At 39.9% G+C, this 18692-nt stretch carries 20 protein-coding genes; 4 read left to right on the top strand and 16 right to left on the bottom strand.

All coding sequences use genetic code 11. From position 1 onward, the window contains the following. Positions 1-31 precede the first annotated feature (31 nt). From T7867_RS05670 to T7867_RS05650, 5 genes are read right to left on the bottom strand one after another with little or no spacing between them, the layout of a single operon-like run. On the bottom strand, positions 32-1012 hold the full coding sequence (locus T7867_RS05670) for an alpha/beta hydrolase (RefSeq protein WP_273514503.1): 981 nt from the start codon (positions 1010-1012) through the stop codon (positions 32-34). Positions 1013-1018: 6 nt separating this feature from the next. Then, positions 1019-1945, bottom strand: coding sequence for an aspartate carbamoyltransferase catalytic subunit (locus T7867_RS05665; RefSeq protein WP_068216662.1), 927 nt, complete (start codon positions 1943-1945; stop codon positions 1019-1021). Next, on the bottom strand, positions 1945-2493 hold the full coding sequence (gene pyrR / locus T7867_RS05660; RefSeq protein WP_068216660.1) for a bifunctional pyr operon transcriptional regulator/uracil phosphoribosyltransferase PyrR: 549 nt from the start codon (positions 2491-2493) through the stop codon (positions 1945-1947). The genes T7867_RS05665 and pyrR overlap by 1 nt, the downstream gene beginning before the upstream one ends. A gap of 53 nt (positions 2494-2546) precedes the next feature. Then, positions 2547-4112: a hypothetical protein gene (locus T7867_RS05655; protein ID WP_068216658.1), complete on the bottom strand. Its 1566-nt coding sequence runs from the start codon at positions 4110-4112 to the stop codon at positions 2547-2549. Further along, on the bottom strand, positions 4109-4516 hold the full coding sequence (locus T7867_RS05650) for an EVE domain-containing protein (RefSeq protein ID WP_068216656.1): 408 nt from the start codon (positions 4514-4516) through the stop codon (positions 4109-4111). The genes T7867_RS05655 and T7867_RS05650 overlap by 4 nt, the downstream gene beginning before the upstream one ends. A gap of 99 nt (positions 4517-4615) precedes the next feature. Between T7867_RS05650 and polX the strand changes: the two genes are divergently transcribed. From polX to T7867_RS05635, 3 genes are all read left to right on the top strand, one after another. Beyond that, positions 4616-6328: a DNA polymerase/3'-5' exonuclease PolX gene (gene polX, locus T7867_RS05645; RefSeq protein ID WP_068216654.1), complete on the top strand. Its 1713-nt coding sequence runs from the start codon at positions 4616-4618 to the stop codon at positions 6326-6328. Further along, on the top strand, positions 6321-7334 hold the full coding sequence (locus T7867_RS05640) for a glycosyltransferase family 9 protein (RefSeq protein WP_068216651.1): 1014 nt from the start codon (positions 6321-6323) through the stop codon (positions 7332-7334). The genes polX and T7867_RS05640 overlap by 8 nt, the downstream gene beginning before the upstream one ends. Positions 7335-7482: 148 nt before the next feature. Next, positions 7483-7752 carry a hypothetical protein gene (locus T7867_RS05635; RefSeq protein WP_157717512.1) on the top strand — a complete coding sequence of 90 codons (270 nt, stop codon included), beginning with the start codon at positions 7483-7485 and terminating at the stop codon, positions 7750-7752. On the opposite strand, the gene T7867_RS05630 is transcribed toward T7867_RS05635, so the two are convergent. The 8 genes from T7867_RS05630 to T7867_RS05595 form a co-directional block, all read right to left on the bottom strand. Continuing rightward, on the bottom strand, positions 7749-8708 hold the full coding sequence (locus tag T7867_RS05630; RefSeq protein WP_068216647.1) for a M23 family metallopeptidase: 960 nt from the start codon (positions 8706-8708) through the stop codon (positions 7749-7751). The genes T7867_RS05635 and T7867_RS05630 overlap by 4 nt on opposite strands. A gap of 31 nt (positions 8709-8739) precedes the next feature. Continuing rightward, a complete protein-coding gene (locus T7867_RS05625; protein ID WP_322299941.1) occupies positions 8740-9660 on the bottom strand; it encodes a M23 family metallopeptidase in 921 nt (306 codons plus the stop codon). A 756-nt stretch (positions 9661-10416) separates the two neighbouring features. Further along, on the bottom strand, positions 10417-10575 hold the full coding sequence (locus T7867_RS05620; RefSeq protein WP_157717511.1) for a hypothetical protein: 159 nt from the start codon (positions 10573-10575) through the stop codon (positions 10417-10419). A 70-nt stretch (positions 10576-10645) separates the two neighbouring features. After that, positions 10646-11176 carry a hypothetical protein gene (locus T7867_RS05615; protein ID WP_157717510.1) on the bottom strand — a complete coding sequence of 177 codons (531 nt, stop codon included), beginning with the start codon at positions 11174-11176 and terminating at the stop codon, positions 10646-10648. A 96-nt stretch (positions 11177-11272) separates the two neighbouring features. Beyond that, positions 11273-11797, bottom strand: a complete 525-nt coding sequence (locus T7867_RS05610) for a hypothetical protein (RefSeq protein WP_157717509.1) — start codon at positions 11795-11797, stop codon at positions 11273-11275. Between the two features lie 102 nt (positions 11798-11899). Further along, on the bottom strand, positions 11900-12424 hold the full coding sequence (locus T7867_RS05605) for a hypothetical protein (protein WP_068216637.1): 525 nt from the start codon (positions 12422-12424) through the stop codon (positions 11900-11902). Positions 12425-12438: 14 nt separating this feature from the next. Further along, on the bottom strand, positions 12439-13833 hold the full coding sequence (locus tag T7867_RS05600) for a hypothetical protein (protein ID WP_068216635.1): 1395 nt from the start codon (positions 13831-13833) through the stop codon (positions 12439-12441). A gap of 198 nt (positions 13834-14031) precedes the next feature. Next, the gene (locus tag T7867_RS05595; protein WP_157717508.1) at positions 14032-14181 is read right to left on the bottom strand and encodes a hypothetical protein; all 150 of its coding nucleotides are present in this window, start codon (positions 14179-14181) and stop codon (positions 14032-14034) included. A 298-nt stretch (positions 14182-14479) separates the two neighbouring features. Here T7867_RS05595 and T7867_RS05590 point away from each other — a divergent pair, with 298 nt between their 5' ends. Continuing rightward, the gene (locus T7867_RS05590) at positions 14480-14797 is read left to right on the top strand and encodes a hypothetical protein (protein ID WP_068216633.1); all 318 of its coding nucleotides are present in this window, start codon (positions 14480-14482) and stop codon (positions 14795-14797) included. Between the two features lie 171 nt (positions 14798-14968). Here the strand turns inward: T7867_RS05590 and argH are convergent, their stop codons facing one another. The 3 genes from argH to argB all read right to left on the bottom strand — a co-directional run bounded on the left by argH (position 14969) and on the right by argB (position 18649). Next, positions 14969-16300 carry an argininosuccinate lyase gene (gene argH / locus T7867_RS05585; protein WP_068216631.1) on the bottom strand — a complete coding sequence of 444 codons (1332 nt, stop codon included), beginning with the start codon at positions 16298-16300 and terminating at the stop codon, positions 14969-14971. 154 nt (positions 16301-16454) lie between these two features. Beyond that, positions 16455-17522 carry a M20 family metallo-hydrolase gene (locus T7867_RS05580; RefSeq protein ID WP_068216630.1) on the bottom strand — a complete coding sequence of 356 codons (1068 nt, stop codon included), beginning with the start codon at positions 17520-17522 and terminating at the stop codon, positions 16455-16457. Between the two features lie 350 nt (positions 17523-17872). Continuing rightward, positions 17873-18649 carry an acetylglutamate kinase gene (gene argB / locus T7867_RS05575; protein WP_068216626.1) on the bottom strand — a complete coding sequence of 259 codons (777 nt, stop codon included), beginning with the start codon at positions 18647-18649 and terminating at the stop codon, positions 17873-17875. Positions 18650-18692 lie beyond the last annotated feature (43 nt).

Raw genomic sequence — 18692 nt, 5'->3', positions numbered from 1 at the left:
CGCTTGCTTGTAAAATCAAGTATTTGTTAAGCTATAAATCGTTAGACCTTAAGAACATATTCACCCTGCTGGTGTAGCGCTCTTTGTATTCAGGTCTTGTGTAAATCTGTACGTGATCACAGTCTTTGAATAACACTGGGTACACATTCATTTCTCCTTCTATTTCTTTCTCCAAAATTGGCGCTGGTGTCATGGCATCTGTATCGCTATATAAGATTAGCGTTGGCAACTTATTGTTCGAAAGCAAATAGGAGAATTTCATTTTGTCGCTCCAACCTTCAACTTCTTTATCGAAGCTACCCCATGCAAGGTTAAAGATGAAGTCAGGAATGCCCATTTCTTTTCCTGCCAAGCGAGAGGTTTCTTTAACATTACTCAAAGGACTGTCCAAAATAAGCTTGTGAACCTTAAGTCCGTTGTCTTTCTGAAATTGTACCAAATCGGGACGGTTAACTGCGACAGCACTGGCCATTGCCCCCATTGAGAAGCCATAAAGCACGAAATCAGTCTGTTCGAACCGCTCGTTTAGCATCTTCATACTGCCTACTATATCTTCAGCAAACTCATAACCCAAGGCTGTTTTGGCTTCTTCCGATTTGCCAGAGTTTCTTAAATCAGGAATGAAGATATTGTACAATGAATCTAAACCTTGCTCTTTCACCAAAGCCAAGTATTTCATGGTTTTCAATCGGTTAGATGTTCTACCATGGTTAATCATTAAGGTCTGTTTAATGCCTTCTTTGCTGGCAGGAACGTACCATCCGTTTAGAGCCAAACCATCAGTTAAAGTTTCATAGTCTATCTCCTCATAATTTGGGAAACCATAATCGGCAGGGTTTCTATTAGAGCCAATTCCATAATTCTCAACCATTTCTGGGTTGCTAGTAACATACTCAAAAGTATAACGATCGTAATCTGTAATTAGGCTTACGAACTTAGGAATGGCTAGAAAATAGAAAGCGAGGACTATCAGCACTATGCTGATGGCCAGAATTCGAAGAAACTTTTTCATATGAGCTTATTTAGAAACTGAAGCTAAAAGGTAAAGAACAGCCATTCTTACAGCCACACCATTTTCTACCTGATCTAAGATGATGGCATGGTCGGAGTCGGCAACATCACTGCTTAATTCTACCCCTCGGTTTATTGGCCCAGGGTGCATGATGGTAATCTCTTTGTTAAGCGAATCGAGGAGCTTTTTGTTCACTCCATAGTACAGTGAGTACTCCCTTAAAGATGGGAAGTATTTGATATGTTGTCTCTCTAGCTGAATTCGAAGAATGTTGGCTACATCGCACCACTCTAGTGCTTTACGAACGTCTAGTTCAACCTTAATTCCTAGCGTATCGATGTATTTTGGCAAAAGGGTAATTGGTCCACAAACCATTACTTCGGCACCAAGTTTTTGAAGGGCAAAGATGTTGGAAAGCGCTACTCTTGAGTGAAGGATATCACCAATAATTGCCACTTTTTTACCTTCAACATTTCCTAACTTCTCTCTGATTGAAAAGGTATCTAGTAAAGCTTGAGTAGGGTGTTCGTGAGTGCCATCACCAGCATTGACAATGTTGGCGTCTATATGCTTTGAAAGAAAATGCGGTGCTCCCGGGCTAGAGTGGCGCATTACAATCATATCTACTTTCATAGATAGAATGTTATTAACCGTATCGAGGAGGGTTTCTCCTTTTTTAACGGAACTGCTACTGCTAGAAAAGTTGATTACATCTGCAGAAAGCCTTTTTTCAGCAAGCTCAAATGAAAGCTTTGTACGTGTAGAGTTTTCAAAGAAAACGTTGGCGATTGTAATGTCCCTTAAAGAAGGAACCTTCTTTATGGGTCTGTTAATTACATCTTTGAACTCTTCAGCTGTCTGAAAAATGAGCTCTATATCTTCTCTAGAAAGATCTTTTATCCCGAGGAGATGTTTAGTGCTCAATTTATCCATTAGTCTTCCTTATTAATTAGCCACACGTTATCTTCTTCTACACCCTTTTGATGCTTCCATTCAACCAATACCCTTTGGCTTTCTATGGTGTTAACCTGTTTGCCCACATAGTCTGGGAAAATGGGTAAATGACTGGAATACTTTCTTTTTACCAAAACCAATAATTCTACTTTGCTTGGTCTGCCAAAAGCGTGCATTGCATCTAAAGCGGCTCTAACGGTTCTTCCGGTAAAGAAAACATCGTCAATAAGTACTACTTTTTTGTTTTCCACCAAAAAATCGATTTTGGTTTCATTGGCACGAACTGGGTTGTCTCTTCTTCTGAAATCGTCTCTGTAGAAAGTAGCATCCAAGTAGCCGAGTTGAATATTGCTGTTGGTAAGCTCTAACAGTTTTTCTTTAATTCTTTCGGCAAGGAAAATACCTCTGGGCTGAAGACCCAATAATACGGTGTTCTCGAAATTTTGATGATTTTCTATCAGTTGCTGACAGAGACGGCCAATGGTTATGGCTAACTGAGGATGACCTAAAAGAAGCCGCTTTTGCATTTCAGGATACAAATATAAGAAAAGGAATTGCTCGTGGAAGAAGGTGCCTAATTTTAATCTTCGGTTGTGGCTAAGGCTTTAATAGAATTAACAAAAAACACTCTTCTGTTCTTAGCATTTGTGTTACCAGGTTTAATAGTTTGGACTCCATATACTAAGAATCTGTTGTCGTACCAACGGGTTACGCCTTGATACCCCTCCTTTGTAAAATTCACCTTATCACCAGGCTCCATTAGCACCAGTGGTTCTACTGAAGGTTCTTCATCTAGACCGTTTAAGTTGCTTAATCTCAATTCCTCTTTATGATAAAGCGCATAATAGACTTGACTTCCTTTTATTTGAAAAGCTCCAAAGTTATCTAAAACGTCTTCCTTTGATTCGTCTATAGTTGCGCTTCTATCCCATACAAGATTTCCCTTTCTGTCTACCATTATGGCAAAGGCATGAGTAAAATCCCAATTAACCTGCCTTGCCGATTGATTGTAGTTCATTAGATTAGGATCGTTTGTTGATAAGTTTCTTGTGGGAAAGCTATTGCGAAAATGTGGACTCAGCCCTGCCTGATTTCTCATATAGCTTTGTGTGTTCATACTTAATGGTTTAAAAAATTCTCCTACCATTATAAGCCCTTCTGGAGTTTCTATTAATTCGCGAAACAACCCATCGGTCTTATATCTCCAATCTTTCGATTCTTGCCTAGCCTTTAATGCTCGCTTTTTGAGCTTTTCGGCTCTTCGTTCTCCGTTGTGATCTAAAAAAGTATCAAACTCTCCAAAGCTCACATATTTCATACTTTGTTGGCCGGTTCTATCTACATGATTAATAAAGATACCTGAGGGGAATGTTCCTGCTTTGATGGCATATAGGCCAATCACTATTTGTTCTTTATTATAAATGGAAGAAGAAATAGCATTCAGCAGATGATGATCTCTAATGGTTTCTATTTCATAGTCGCGAACGGCATTGCCTCCAAAATCATAGGTATTAATGTTAATCGTTCGATCCTTCTTACTGTCATTCTTTGAAGAAAGCACATTGAAGGTCACACTATCTGCATTAATTCTTACCTCAAGAAGTTCAGAGTTGTTTTGATAAACATTAGATAGCGTTCGAACTTTTTGATTGTCTATATCATATGCAAAAACAGCAGGCCTTTCATCTATATATCCGCCAATTATTGCCGTATTTCTTAATACTTCAAACTCTTGAATCTCCAAGTCTACGATGCTACGAGGTTCAAAAGCTTCCATCTTTCTAGTCTCCTGATCGATTACCACCAGTTTTATCTCTCTAGATACCGATGTGTTTTGGAATAGTAGATAGGTTTTTTTCTGAGCATAATGATATCCCTTAAGAAATAGCTGTCTCTTAACGTCTAGTGTATCTGTCCAATCAAGCTTGAGGTCATTATTCAAATGATGGAAAATAATTGGGTAATCTTTGAGACCAGACTGTATTACTGGTTCAATAATTAGTGCCCCTTGCTCTTCTTTAGAAACTACTATATAATCATCATTATTCCAGTCATGAGGTATTTCATATCTGGCCAGGTGATTTATCTGTGCATTTAGCTCTAAGCCCACCAAGACTAGAAAACATAGAGAGAATAGTTTTTTCATGCCTCAGACATCTTGATAATATAATCGAACTCTTCTTTTTTAACTGGCTGAACAGATAGACGAGAGATCTTCAAAAGAGTCATATCTTTTAAAAACTCTTCTTGCTTTATCTCATCTAGTGAAACTGATTTTTTAAGTTTCTGTTTAGGAGCAAAGTCTACTACTACCCATCTATCATCATCGGTAGTGGGGTCTGGATAGTATTCAGTTACGCATTCGGCAATACCTACAATAGATTTTTCTTTTACGCTATGATAGAAAAACGCTAGATCCCCTTTCTTCATCGCCTTCATATGATTTCTGGCCGCATAGTTCCTAACGCCATCCCAGTGGTCTTTCCCCAGCCTTACCAAATCGTCATAAGAATATTCATTTGGCTCAGATTTTATCAACCAGTAGTTCATAATCACTTATTTTTAACTTTGTAAGGCGTAAGACAATAGTTAGTCTTTCCAGCTATAAAAAGCAAGTTTTATACACTCTCATTAACAAAGCATAGTCAATTGGATAACTCAACAATTCTTAAACAACTCAAACTGCAGGCTGCACTTATGGAGCTTCACGATGAAAACTCTTTCAAGATCAGGGGTTATCAGAACGCAGTCTTCCAACTCGATAAATCTGATTTCGATTTGGTGAACATGAGTTTATCAGATTTAGAAGGTTTACAAGGAATTGGAAAAGGAATTGCCACTACCATTCATGAAATAGCCAACAAAGGGGTATCACAAGCCTTGGAAGAATATTTGGCCACAACACCCGAGGGTATTGTTGAGCTGTTAGACATGAAAGGAATTGGACCGAAAAAGATTAAAGTGCTTTGGAAAGAGCTGGGTATTGAGAGCGGCCACGAATTAAAGGAAGCAGCCAACTCAGGTTTGGTAGCTAAATTGAAAGGCTTTGGTGAAAAGACTCAACAGACCATTATTGATGCGCTAGAGTTTAAAGAAGCTAACGCGAACAAGCTCCATTATGCCGATGCAGAAGTGCTTGCCACAGAGATCATCGAAATCTTAGGAGCATTCAAAAATGCCGAGAAAGCCGAGGTAACCGGAGATATGCGCAGAAAGCTAGAGGTGGCCGATACTATAGAAATTCTAGTGGCTTCCAATGATTTCGATGCTCTGGAAGATGAGTTAAATGATAGTGAAGACTTCAGCCAATTATTAGAACTGAGCGGTCCAGTTATCTGGAGAGGCCTTTTCAAAGAACATAAAATCACTGTTGAGCTCATTCTTTGCAAACCTGAAGACTTTGTGAGAGAGCAGTTTTTGAAAACGGGTAATCAGCTTCATTTGAGCATTCCTATTGCGAACAACAAGTCATTAAGAGATATGGCTTATTTGGAAAAATATAGTTCGGAAGAAGAGCTTTATGCTTCGCTGAATATGGCTTATGTTGAACCAGAAATGAGAGAAGGTGGCTTCGAAATTGAACTAGCCAAAAGCAATAAACTGCCTAAGCTGGTTGAAATGGAAGACCTCAAAGGTATTCTACACAACCACTCCACTTACTCCGATGGAAAACATACGCTGCGGCAAATGGCGGAATACTGCAAAGAGTTGGGCTATGAATACCTAGGCATTTGCGACCATAGCAAATCAGCTTTCTACGCCAATGGACTGGACGAAGAAAGAGTTGCAAAGCAGCATCAAGAAATTGATGAGCTAAACAAAGAGCTTGCACCATTTAAGATTTTCAAAGGGATTGAATCTGATATTCTAAACGATGGAAGCCTAGATTATTCTGATGAGGTTTTAGCCAGCTTCGACTTTATTGTCGCTTCTGTTCACTCGGTGTTGAACATGAACAAACAGAAAGCAACCCAGCGATTATTAACTGCCATAGAAAATCCATATACCACGGTTCTGGGTCACCCAACTGGACGACTTTTATTGAGAAGAGCGGGTTACCCGATAGATCATAAAGCGGTGATAGATCATTGTGCAAAGCATAATGTGGTGATTGAAATTAATGCCAACCCATGGCGGTTAGACTTGGACTGGAGATGGGTGAACTATGCGCTGGAGAAAGGCGTTAAGCTTTCCATTAACCCTGATGCTCACCAAATGGAAGGTTATCATCATATGAAATTTGGTTTATTGACTGGTAGAAAAGGAGGGTTAACAGCCGAGATGACCTTCAATGCTTTGAGCCAAGAAGAGATAGAAAAACATTTTGCTGAGAAAAGAGCGAAAGCTCCTGCGCATGCCTAAAAAAGTACTGATTATCCGTTTTTCCTCCATTGGGGATATAGTGCTCACTACTCCAGTCATCAGAGCTATCAAAACTCAGGTAGACGATGTTGAGGTACACTATGCTACTAAAAAGCAGTATCACTCTGTATTGGAAGCAAACGCCTATATCGACAAGTTTCATTTATTAGATGGTGACCTGAAAGCCCTGATTGAGGACTTGAAAAAGGAGAATTTCGACTTTGTGGTTGACCTTCACAATAACCTCAGAACAAGAAGAATTAAGTCTGGCCTCAGCACTGAATCTGCGGCTTTCCCCAAGCTGAACTGGGAAAAATGGTTGATTGTAAACCTTAAGATTGATAAGCTCCCTAATGTTCATATAGTAGATCGATACCTAGAAGCTGCAGCACCTCTAGGGGTGAAAGTAGATGCTCTGGGCTTGGATTACTTCATTCCAGAAAAAGATGAAGTAGAGAAAGATTGGCTACCCGAAACTCATAGAGGAGAGTTTGTGGCTTTTGCAATTGGTGGTAATCATGAAACCAAGAAGCTTCCATTAGATAGAATGATAGAGCTTTGCGATAAAATCAATAAGCCCATTGTTTTATTAGGTGGAAAGGAAGACGCTGAAAATGGGGAAAAGATTGCCGATTTCTTCGATAGGAAGTATGAAACAGAAGACTTTAAAGAACCATTGAATGAGCTAGGTAAGAAAGCCTTAATCTACAATGGCTGCGGTAAGTTTTCCATCAATCAGAGTGCCTCAATACTCAAACAAGCTTCTTATGTTTTCACTCACGACACGGGAATGATGCACATTGCAGCCGCACTGAAGAAGAACATATTTTCCATTTGGGGAAACACCATTCCCGAGTTTGGCATGTACCCGTACCGAACCAAATTCACAATTCTAGAGAAGAAGGGACTCAGTTGCAGGCCATGTTCTAAGATTGGGTATAAGAAGTGCCCTAAAGGACATTTTAAATGTATGAATGAAATTATCTTCGACTTCTGGCTACCTTAGCGATTATGGCTAGCTCAAAAGTATATCGTCATTCCCGACAACGATCGGGAATCTCCTTATTATGTTCTAAAGGCTAAAAGTAGATCCCCAATCAAGTTGGGGATGACGGAAACAATTACTTTTGAGCTAGCCTTATTCAGATTCTTCTATGAAACACAAATCACTGCAAACCATATCCCTAATTCTGGTATTAATCTCACTGATCATGGAAGTGGGTTATAATCAGGCGTGGTATGAGTTTAACAACCCGCAGGCGCTATTTGGTATTTCACTTGCCCTGGTTTTGGTTTCCATGTCGCTTAATGTTAAGATCATCAGAACAATGGGCATACAAGCTCATACTCGTAAAACCAGTCAATTAGCCTTGGTAGTCACTGCCATTTACGCTGTGGCTGTATTTGGCTTTGAGCTTATTTAGTTCCTGCCCGATAGGTACTTCTTTCTCTGCCTTTTGCTCATTTCTTGAGTGATGAGAGCTGCAGGCTGAGACGAGGTATAGCTTTCTCCAACACGCCATGGCTTTTTAGACTCTTTCGTTCTGAAAGAAGGGTTAATAAAAACAGTTTTAAGCCACTCGTTATAGGGTAGTTTGCGATCTACTTCTAAGGTCTGATAACCTATTGAAAGAAATAGTTTACGATTTATATCTACCGTACCAAGGGGTTGACCCGCAAGTATCTTATCACCAGTTTTCACATTTATGCCCTTTTGGTCAAAACCTAAATAATCTGCAAAACTTCCATCGAGATGAACTATTCTTAGCCTGTTTTTCATTTCCCCACCAGGGAGCTTATCTTCCACATACTCAACCTTCCCTCCTCTAACAGCGGTGATTGTGAAGGAGTCTTTCACTTCGAACTCAACTCCGTAAAACGTAGAAATTCCGTCATGATACTTTATGGGAGTAACGAAGGGTTCTTCAGTCTTTAAGTTAGAGCTGGTGAGAGTAACCGATTTGCCATCAGGGACAGGCAGAACGTAGGTATGTCTAGACAGTTTTGGGTTAACTATTCCTTCTGTGTAGTAGAACGAAAAACTACAGTGTCTTGGGCTCGAGAAAAATTCAAACAAATGGTGGACACCTGGCCTGAAGTCACTTACAAAAGGTAACGGAACCGAAGCCTTCAGTCCAACTGTATTTTCGAAGTCAATTACTATTGAGACCGTGTTTGTTCTGTTACTTTTAAACCAGAAACCTTTGGATCTCTCGCGATATACCTCCATCTGATAGGGAAACCCTTCTTGCCTTAGAGAATATGTTTCTTTATCAAAAAAACCTACACCTTCCTTAATAAGTGGCTTTTCAGATACTATGGTTTGGGCTTGTGATAGTATAGGAAGTACAAGAAATATAAATATTGCGGCATTTTTCATGTTGATTATCAATCAATTACCGAGCCAGAAACTACTTTGAACTCTTCAAGTACTTTTTCTTTTCTCGTTTTCCCATTTCTTGTGTTATTAAATCGGTGCTTATGGTTGAAATATAGGTTTTTCCAGGTTCAAGCAACCCTTCATAATTCTTAGTCTTGAACTTTGGCCTTACATATTTATTACTACTCCAGTCTCTATAATTTTTTCCATCATCTGGGTCGATATGCAGATGGCTGACAGTGATCAATAAGGTTGCATCTCCCATTTGATTAGTTTGGGTAGCAATGGCCAGCGGATCTCCAGGGTTTACTTCATCTCCTTCACTTACTTGAACACTTTCATTTCTAAAATTACTGTAGCGGGCTACAGTACCATCTTCATGCCTAATTTTTAAAAAATTTCTATTTTTAGTGTAAGTGTATTTGAGAGTATCAGTTTGATTTTCTTGCTGAATTGCTTCAACAATTCCTTTACGAATGGCGGTGATAGTATCTCCATCTACCAGCTTGAAAGCAAGACCATAGTAATCGGTATCATCCTTTTGGCCAAGAACATCCTTTACCGTATTCGTATTAAAAACGGCTATCTTAGTGCCAGCAGTAGTGGGAAGTAAATACTGTACATCTTTGACCTTTGCATTATGTGTCCCAAACCAATACACCCATCCATAATCGAAGCTGGGTGTATTTGTTCCCATCTTTTCTAAAGTAAATAGTCTTGTTGTACCTGTTCTAATTGTTTTAACGGCTGGTAGTGTTGTACTGGCATTTAGGCTACTAAGCCTGTTAAAGTATACTACTAACGTAATGTATTCATTGGTAGAATTTTTTGCTTCAAAAATATATTTTTCAGTCGTTTTATCATATTTATAAGAAACGCTGACTGGCCTTTGAGCGAAACCTAATGAACTTATTGAGACTAAAAAGATAATTAGAAGTATTCGTTGTGTCATTTTTTCTGTTTTGGATGCAGATTAATGGAAACAACTTTAACAGACAAGATTTTCTATCCTCTTTTCCCAATAATTAAAGTTGAAGGAGTTCAATTGTTTGTCCATGGAAGCACGAATGGCGTCTGTCATTAGGTTGCCTATACTGCATTCATGATTGTGATCTACCTTTCTATCGGCTTTGAGTTCTTCAGCATTAACATCACGGCCTCAGTCCCTAATGTGAGCTTGGATATATAACATTTATCATTTCATCGAAAATAAGACAACTTCCCGCATCGCAGTTTCGAACATTGTCTGGCGAAAGGCTTTGGTGATATTTTTGAAATTTCTCGATAAGATCAGCCCAATCGTAATACCCGGAAATGTAGGGAGGAGTTTTTTTGCAAGAGGGGTATAATGATGTTCAATGTTCCTACACCTTTTGGAACGTTTGTGACCTTCCATTTAACTGAGGTGGATCTGACCCACCGTTCAAACAATTGATTAAAGTCTTCTTCCTCAGCTTTTTCTACAAAATCGACTTGGAGCACCTTCCCTTCCAAGTCAATTGTCAGATTTAGGGTTGCCGAGTGGTAAGTAAGGAGCTCTTTCTTTGAGTTTCTTGGCTTCCTCACGGCTCATTTGATAAACTAAATATTCTTTTAAACTCCTTTCATCCTCAAAGTATATCGAAAGATTTTGTTGCGAAAAGCAATGGAGGCAAATAAAAATAGGATTAGAGTTAAAATTTCTTTTCTCTTCATTTTAGTGAGCTTTTCAATTACAGTTGGTTCCTTTAGTGCCTGTTCTATGTTCAGTGTTGATCGTATTTCGGGTTGGGTTCAGTGCCTCAATGCCGTATAAAGTGAGTGCTTCCAGTTCATTGGCTGGTAGGTTGGGGTGTAGCTCCAGCACCGCGTTCCTTAAGTCGGTCATATTATTGTTGAGCTGTAATGTGTATGGAATTGAATCTATGATTGACTTTATTAATTCGGTCTTTTTTTAGTCATTCATTTTTGAAGACAGGGCCTTTGTAATTTCTAATTTCTGGTAAAATAACGCAATTCGTTTGGAAGCACCCGCTAATCTTATTGATGGTCAAGGATTTGTGATAGTCCTGATATTTTTTCACCAGGTCCAGCCTATCAAGTTTTGGATCCATTGGCGTGGTTCTTTGCAGGAATGGTATAATGATATTTACAGAATCAGTATTCGTTGGAGCGTTGGTAATCTCCCATTTTCCAGAGGTCGACCAAACCCACTTTAAAACAAGATTATTAAAATCACTATCCGTGCTGGATTCTATAAAATATATATTACTAACACTTCCATAGAGATTTAGGCTTACTCGCACAGTGGCCGATTGTACGTAGGGTTCTTTCTCAGTGAAAGACTTGGCCAGCTTGCCATCAAATTGTGAGGTCAAATACTTCTCTAGACTGTCATCGTCATCGAATTCCACCCTTAAAGCCGTTTGAGAATAACTGACTCCTAGAATCAAGAAAAACATGAGTATCCATATATAACTATGTTTCATAATATGATCAATTACAATTGGTTCCTTTAGTGCCCGTTCTGTGATTACTGTTAAGTGCACTCTGAGTTGGCGTGAATGCCCTGAAAGCCGTTGTAACTAACGCACAGGAGCATACATGCCATTTACGATTTCATTTAAAATAATACAGCTCCCCTTTTCACAGTTCTCTATATTGTCAGCGGAAAGACTTTGATGGTATGTTTGAAATTTTCTCGAAAGACTATCCCAACCTTTTAAGGCTGGGTCTGGGGGCGTTTTTTGTAAAAAAGGTATAATGATGTTCAACGTCTCCACCCCTTTTGGAACGCCTGTAACCTTCCATTTACCTGAGGTTGATCTGGCCCACCGTTCAAACAATTGATTAAAGTCTTCTTCCTCAGCCCTTTCAACAAAATCGACTTGGAGCATCTTTCCCTTAAGGTCAATGGTCAGATTAAGAGTCGCTGAATGGACGTAGGGAGGTCTTTCTTTCAGTTTCTTAGCTTCTTCACGGCTCATTTGATAGACTAAATATTTTTTTAAACTCCTTTCATCTTGAAACTCTATTGAAAGATTCTGTTGCGAAAAACAGGAGAGGGTATTTAAGAGTAGAATCACACTTAGAATAGCTTTTCTTTTCATATCAATCATTGTTTCTAATTACAATTGGTTCCGTGAGAGCCGGTTCTGTGATTACTATTAATTGTACACCAACTCGGGTTCTACTCCTGAAAACCATTGTAACTAACGCACTGCAGGATACATGACATTTACAATCTCATGAACAATAATGCAACTACTAGCTTCGCAATTCTCAATATTGTCAGGCGAAAGGCTAGTGTGGTAATTTTGAAATTTTTCAATCAGATCAGTCCAATCTTTATATCCAGCATAAGGGGGGGTTTTTTGCAAAAAAGGGATAATAATGTTTAGAGTTTCCACTCCTCCGGGAGCATCTGTGACCTTCCATTTACCTGAGGTTGACCTGACCCATCGTTCAAACAATTGATTAAAGTCTTCTTCCTCGGCCCTTTCAACAAAATCGACTTGGAGTATCTTCCCTTTCAGGTCAATGGTCAGGTTAAGAGTTGCTGAATGTATATAAGGAAGCCTTTTTTTCAATGGCTTGGCTTCCTCTCTGCCAAGTTGAACTACCATATATTTTGCTAGACTCATCTCATCTTGGAACTCTATTTTCAGTTCTTTTTGCGAAAAACAGGTATTGGTTAATAAAAACATTAGCAAAAACAATACTTCTTTTCTTTTCATAATAATGGGTGTTATTAATTGCAATTAGTTCCTTGACTACCAACTCTATGGTTATTATTTGTTATATGCTGTGTGGGTGTTAATGCCTGAAGACCGTGTAAGGTAAGTGCTTCTAATTCATTGGTCGTAAGATTTGGATGAACCTCTAGTACAGCATTTCTGAAGTCAGTCATATAGTTATTGAGCATGATATGATGTTGTACATCCTTGGGGTTCATCCCATTAGCTATTAAGGAGTCGAATAACTGGAGGTATTCATTTGAAAAACTAGGCACGTGCCTATCCCTAACCATTTCGTAGAATAAGAAAGTAGCATGCAAAAATTCATGGTATAGGGTTGCTGTGACATACTCTTGCGAACTAGAGGTTAGATCAGGGTTAATATAAATTTCAATTAAGAATGCGTTCCGGTTTTCCGTTTCTCCATCAGTTGTAGTCCCAGCATAACTATTGTCCGTAAGTATTTCCAGCTCAAACTCTCCACCACCTATCAATCCCATAGCATTTTCTAGACTGTCCATCAAGTTATTTGTTAGGGTGTCTTGAATGGCATTGTCTATTTTTTCTTTCAGGCAAGGGTCCGTTACGCTGTTCTTTATTTCGGAGATAGGATCTTCCATAGGAGGCCCATCGCCACTGCCCCAATCATCATCATCTAGGTAGTCCATTTGACACTCGTACCAGGTGTATGTACCTATGGGCTGCCACTCGGTACACTCTTCCCAACCTGAGGCATCATAGTCACAATACCTTTCGTAAAGGGTCATTACCTGAATTACACAACCGCCTTGGTCTACATTGCCACCGTTATTAATACCAGAACGGACAATGTCTAAGTTAACATTGGGTGTTCTTTTGAACAGTTTTATCTTGGATGTAGCCACTCCGTTTTCAAAAACGTGCCCTCCTCTAAGGTTTCCAGAAAAGTCTGAGTAAATCATTTTTCCGTCAAACCCTTGCTCCAACAAACTTAGGTAGCCATAGCCTTCTTTTGGCATATCAAAGTCCTCTTCCGGTATAATATTCAATACCACCAAAGTATATTCTTCTTCTAAGGCAATTAACGCAGAGCGATGCACCTTTGCCCCATCAGTAGTATTGACAACGTCTGAAGATGTGTTTTGTGTTACGTTGTCTATCCTATAGTATTGCAAAGGCACATCTATATAGGTTTTACCATTTCTTTCCGATACAATAGCCCGTTCCCAAACTGGTTGCTTAGCCTGATTCGTATGTCCAACAACGGTTGATCTAGGCTTTGATCCAAAAGAGTTCTCGTACCATTGCTTGGCCCTGGAAACTTCATCGGCCAGGTTAGTGCTGGGGCTCAGCTCTGGAGCCTGTTCACAGGCGGTTGCTAGAATTAAAGCAAGCGAAAGGAAGATTATGGCATTGCTGTATTTTATCATTACTTTGTTTTTATTGAATAGGCCAAAGAATAAAAATATTTTTCAACTTATATATCAAAAGGTAATATAATGTGATTATTACAATTTTAGTTTAAACTAATAAATTTAGAAAAGTACTTGGTCATACCCTTGAAAAACCTGTTGCTCTCAAAGCTTGGTGGTAGAGGGAACGCTTTTGGAAACTCCCGCATTTAAATTTCAAGTGGAAACCAGTTCCTCGACTTTTTTCTGCCAGTGCTCAAATCTAAAGGCATTGAGTTGCTTCTCCATAGAAGCGCGAATGGCATCTGTCATTAGGTTACCTATGCTGCCTTCATGATTATTATCTACCTTTCTGTCGGTTTGCATTCTCCTGCATTTACCTAATTGGAAGTAGGCTTCGAGGAAGGATATATCTAAAAGTAAAGTTGGTTAATGCAGCATTATACTCAGTAGCTTCTTGGTTGATTATAGGGAAAGAGGTGTGATTGGTGGGATATGTAAGAGGGGCCATAGAATGGACTGATAACAATCAATATTTTTACTATAATGATTTGGGATACGTGTTTTTTACTGATACGGAGAAGCAATACGTCATAATCCTTCGGGGTTAGCAGACTATTTCGTATGATGAGGATAAGAAAATAGATTGGACAAACTCTAAAAGATGGAACTTCTAGTTGAGAACAAGTTTAAGATCGTAATTCTATTGTTGGTATTGATACTACCTACATACTTTCTAGTGCTAAGTCCAAAAGCTAGAAAGGCTAGACTCAACGTAACTAATTCAAAACGAATAGAAGTTGATATGGATATTGATCAGGTGGTCAAAATAATGGGTTTGCCTAATGAAAAGCTTTCGAGAAAAGAAAACCAATACGAACTTGAAACTTTCTATTATGCCCCTCCCGCGTTTGCCTCAGACGGAATTTTCATCAACTTTAATAAGGAAGGAAAGGTCGAGAAGATCGTTCTATATGAATAGAAAGTTTTGTGTATTTCAATTATTACTAGTAGCTCTTATGCTTCTGTATATACTTCGTTAGGTAATACCAATACTAAAAAGCTAACAACTAATTGTTCTTCTCAACCTATCGACAACATATTATGAATTTGCATTGCATTTTTTCTAATCGAATGAATTGTGATCATTAACTTAATTCACAAGCTTTTCAATCCTCTTTTCCCAATAATCAAAGTTAAAGGAGTTCAGTTGTCTGTCCATTGAAGCACGAATGGCGTCTGTCATTAGGTTGCCTATGCTGCCCTCGTGATTGTGATTCACTTTTCTGTCGGCTTTAAATTCTCCAGCATTTACATCTTTCCCAACTTGGATGTAAGCTTCGCGAAAAGGCACTCCTGAAAGTACTTGTCGGTTCACTTCTTCCACTGTAAACAGGTAATTGTATTTGTCTTGATCAATTTTTGACGCATTAATCTTGATATGCTGAAGCATGTATTCGGCCATTTCCAAACAGGCTTTCAAATCTTCCAGAGCCGGGAAAAGCAATTCCTTGAGCAACTGCATTTCGCGGTGATAACCCACAGGAAGGTTAGCTGTGAGCATAGCAATGTCATTCGGCAGGGCCACAATACGATTGCATTTACCACGTATCAGTTCAAACACATCTGGATTCTTTTTGTGAGGCATAATGCTCGAACCGGTCGTCAGTTCATCTGGGAAAGTAAGGAATCCAAAATCTTGTCCCATGTAAAGACATACATCCATCGAGAATTTACCCAAAGTGGCGGCAATGGATGCCATTCCGCTGGCTAATTGTTTCTCTGCCTTTCCTCTAGACATCATCGCATAAACCACATTATGGTGCATGGCTTCGAAGCCTAACAAGTTAGTTGTCAATTGGCGATTCAAGGGGAATGACGAACCGAAGCCTGCTCCTGAACCTAGAGGGTTTTTGTTGACCATTTGATAGGCCGAATGAAGCGCATTCAGGTCATCGACCAAACCTTCGGCATAAGCTCCAAACCATAGTCCGAATGAGCTCGGCATAGCCACCTGCATGTGCGTGTAACCCGGGATTAGGACCGATTTATATTCTTCGCTCAAAGCGGTCATTCTATCGAAAAGGACCTTTGTTCCCTCCACAATTTCTTTGACCTCGGAACGCATGAAAAGCTTCAGATCCACTAAAACTTGGTCGTTTCTGGAGCGACCACTGTGAATTTTCTTACCAACATCACCCAGCTTTTCGGTGAGCATAAACTCAATTTGAGAATGAATATCTTCCACATCCTCCATCATCTCAAACTCACCAGATTCCATTGTTCTGTAAATGGCTTTGAGTTCGGTATGTATGGCTTCTTTTTCTTCTGCTGTCAGTAAGCCGATAGACTCCAACATGGCAGTATGAGCCAGTGACCCCTGCACATCAAATGGTGCTAGGAATATGTCGAATTCAAGGTCTCTTCCTACTGTAAACTGCTCAACCTTGGCCGAGCTTTCTATGTCTTTTTTCCAGAGTTTCATGTGATGAAGTTGGAAGACGGAAGACGGAAGACGGAAGTATTACTTCGGTCCTCTGTCTTCGGTCTTCATTTAATTTTAGTTGTTACCGTCATTGCGAGAAACAAACTGAGCGTCCCGAGACATCGGGAGCAGAAGTTTGTGACGAAGCAATCTCCTACATTCTCGCAGTGACGTTCATAAATTTCGTTATCAGTTCAATATACAATTCTATTCCCTGCTCAATTTCCTTCAGGTAAATATACTCATCTGCCGTGTGTGATCTTGCAGAATCTCCCGGGCCTAGCTTGAGGCTTGGAAAAGGCATTAAGGCCTGATCGGACAATGTTGGAGACCCATATTTAGTCATTCCGAGGCTTTCTCCAGCTTTCACAATTGGATGATCTGCCTGAATAGACGATGGGTTAAGTCGGGTGGATCTGGCTACCACTTCGCAATCAATCGACTGCTGAATAAATTCCAGCACCTCCTGATTGCTCATGACATCCGTAGTCCGAACATCTACCACGAACTGGCAAAGATCTGGTACTACATTATGTTGAGTTCCGGAATTCACCTGAGTAACAGACATTTTAATCGGTCCAAGCCACTCAGATTCTTGTTCAAAACGATAAGTTCTGAACCAATCAATAACAGGTAAAGCGTTGTAAATGGCATTTTCTCCCTCATTTCTGGCGGCATGACCGGCCTTTCCTTTTACAGAACAGTCAAGCACCATCAATCCTTTTTCGGCAACAGCCATTTGCATCAAGGTAGGTTCTCCTACAATGGCAAAGTCGAGCTTTCCCAATTCTGGCAAAGCCAGAGCAACACCGTTCTTACCAGAAATCTCTTCTTCAGCTGAAGCCAGCAAGATGATATTGTAAGACAATTCCTCTTCATAAAAATGAAGGAAAGTGGCGATTAAAGAGACCAGGCATCCACCAGCATCATTACTTCCTAGGCCATAGAGTTTTCCATCTTCTACAATGGCTTTGAAGGGGTCTTTGGTATACCCTGCATTGGGCTTCACCGTATCGTGATGCGAGTTGAGCAATAGCGTTGGTTTTGAAGCATCGAAACGTTTGTTCTTCGCCCAAATGTTATTCTGTAGTCGCTCTGTTTCAACACCATTAGATTTCAACAGCGATTCAATCAAATCCGCTGTTTTATCCTCCTCTCTGCTCATTGAGGGAGTTTCTATCAGCTGTTTGAGAAGCGATATAGCTAGTTCTTTCAATTCCATGTCAGCAAATCTTTATAGTTACCGTCATTGCGAGGCGCAAAATGAACAAAGTGAAATTTTGCAACGAAGCAATCCCTCGTTGAGTCTCGAAAAGCGATTAGGAGACTGCTTCGTCCTCTCGAATTCTCGAGAGTCCTCGCAGTGACGTTCTGATACGTTATTGCCAGAAACAATCTCTCTGTTTGAAAGCACAATGCAACGGATTCCGTCATTCAGAGTGGAACGTAGTGCAGCGAAGAATCTCCAAGTTCCAGAAATGAGCCCCCATCTCTCATCTTCCCCCGAGGGGGAAGACGGCACATTCTGCTTAGAATGACACTTTTGAAGGCTGATATTTAAGCTTGATTCTTTCATAATCGAATAAGAGTTCCTGCTTCAGCTTGATTCAGGTCAGAGAACTGAATAATTCTTACACTTTTCACTCCTGCATTCAGGGCATCAAAGGCATTGTCCAGCTTTGGAATCATCCCGCTATTGATTACTCCTGAATCCTTGTATTCCTGATAATTTTTAGGCTCAAGCACCGGAATCACTACTTTGTTTTCAAAGTCAGAAAGCACTCCCGGTTGCTCGAAGCAATAAACCAGTTCCACCTCAAATTCTCGGCTCATAGCAACAGCCAATACCGAAGCGATGGTATCTGCATTGGTGTTGAGCATATGCCCTTCACCATCGTGAGTGAGTGCACCGAACACCGGATTCACTCCTTGATTTAACATGCTTTGAAGTAAGGAAGTGTTGACACCATCTGCTGTAATATCACCTACAAAGCCGTAGTCAATCTTCTTGACAGGTCGCTTTTTGGCTAGCATGACATTGCCATCAGCGCCAGTTAATCCAATCGCATTGAAGCCTTTGGACTGCAACTGAGCCACAATTTTCTTATTGGTTAAACCACCATAAACCATGGTCACCAGATCGAGGGTTTCAGCATCTGTGATTCTGCGTCCATCCACCATTTTCGCTTCAATACCCAGCTTGTTCCCAATCTGCGTAGCGATTTTCCCGCCACCATGCACTAAAATGGCCGGCTCAGTTCGTTGAGCAAAATCAGTCAGAAACTGATCCAATGACTTGGGGTCATCGATCACGTTCCCACCTATTTTGATTATGGTTAGTTTGTTCATTTTGTTTCTTTTCTCTGTCGGATTCTGTCATTCAGAAGGAGAC

Source organism: Roseivirga spongicola (genome assembly GCF_034376045.1).
Taxonomy (GTDB): domain Bacteria; phylum Bacteroidota; class Bacteroidia; order Cytophagales; family Cyclobacteriaceae; genus Roseivirga; species Roseivirga spongicola.
The sequence above is the reverse complement of the archived record's forward strand: the minus strand, read 5'-3'. Positions and strand labels throughout refer to the sequence as shown.

Bases quoted from the DNA above. Each gene is read 5' to 3' on its own strand.
- argH (WP_068216631.1), bottom strand. From the start codon at position 16,300: ATGAAACTCTGGAAAAAAGACATAGAAAGCTCGGCCAAGGTTGAGCAG.
- T7867_RS05635 (WP_157717512.1), top strand. From the start codon at position 7,483: ATGAAACACAAATCACTGCAAACCATATCCCTAATTCTGGTATTAATC.
- T7867_RS05630 (WP_068216647.1), bottom strand. From the start codon at position 8,708: ATGAAAAATGCCGCAATATTTATATTTCTTGTACTTCCTATACTATCA.
- T7867_RS05640 (WP_068216651.1), top strand. From the start codon at position 6,321: ATGCCTAAAAAAGTACTGATTATCCGTTTTTCCTCCATTGGGGATATA.
- T7867_RS05620 (WP_157717511.1), bottom strand. From the start codon at position 10,575: ATGACCGACTTAAGGAACGCGGTGCTGGAGCTACACCCCAACCTACCA.
- T7867_RS05665 (WP_068216662.1), bottom strand. From the start codon at position 1,945: ATGGATAAATTGAGCACTAAACATCTCCTCGGGATAAAAGATCTTTCT.
- T7867_RS05650 (WP_068216656.1), bottom strand. From the start codon at position 4,516: ATGAACTACTGGTTGATAAAATCTGAGCCAAATGAATATTCTTATGAC.
- T7867_RS05590 (WP_068216633.1), top strand. From the start codon at position 14,480: ATGGAACTTCTAGTTGAGAACAAGTTTAAGATCGTAATTCTATTGTTG.
- T7867_RS05600 (WP_068216635.1), bottom strand. From the start codon at position 13,833: ATGATAAAATACAGCAATGCCATAATCTTCCTTTCGCTTGCTTTAATT.
- T7867_RS05625 (WP_322299941.1), bottom strand. From the start codon at position 9,660: ATGACACAACGAATACTTCTAATTATCTTTTTAGTCTCAATAAGTTCA.
- T7867_RS05670 (WP_273514503.1), bottom strand. From the start codon at position 1,012: ATGAAAAAGTTTCTTCGAATTCTGGCCATCAGCATAGTGCTGATAGTC.
- T7867_RS05605 (WP_068216637.1), bottom strand. From the start codon at position 12,424: ATGAAAAGAAAAGAAGTATTGTTTTTGCTAATGTTTTTATTAACCAAT.
- T7867_RS05615 (WP_157717510.1), bottom strand. From the start codon at position 11,176: ATGAAACATAGTTATATATGGATACTCATGTTTTTCTTGATTCTAGGA.
- T7867_RS05595 (WP_157717508.1), bottom strand. From the start codon at position 14,181: ATGCAAACCGACAGAAAGGTAGATAATAATCATGAAGGCAGCATAGGT.
- T7867_RS05655 (WP_068216658.1), bottom strand. From the start codon at position 4,112: ATGAAAAAACTATTCTCTCTATGTTTTCTAGTCTTGGTGGGCTTAGAG.
- T7867_RS05580 (WP_068216630.1), bottom strand. From the start codon at position 17,522: ATGGAATTGAAAGAACTAGCTATATCGCTTCTCAAACAGCTGATAGAA.
- pyrR (WP_068216660.1), bottom strand. From the start codon at position 2,493: ATGCAAAAGCGGCTTCTTTTAGGTCATCCTCAGTTAGCCATAACCATT.
- argB (WP_068216626.1), bottom strand. From the start codon at position 18,649: ATGAACAAACTAACCATAATCAAAATAGGTGGGAACGTGATCGATGAC.
- T7867_RS05610 (WP_157717509.1), bottom strand. From the start codon at position 11,797: ATGAAAAGAAAAGCTATTCTAAGTGTGATTCTACTCTTAAATACCCTC.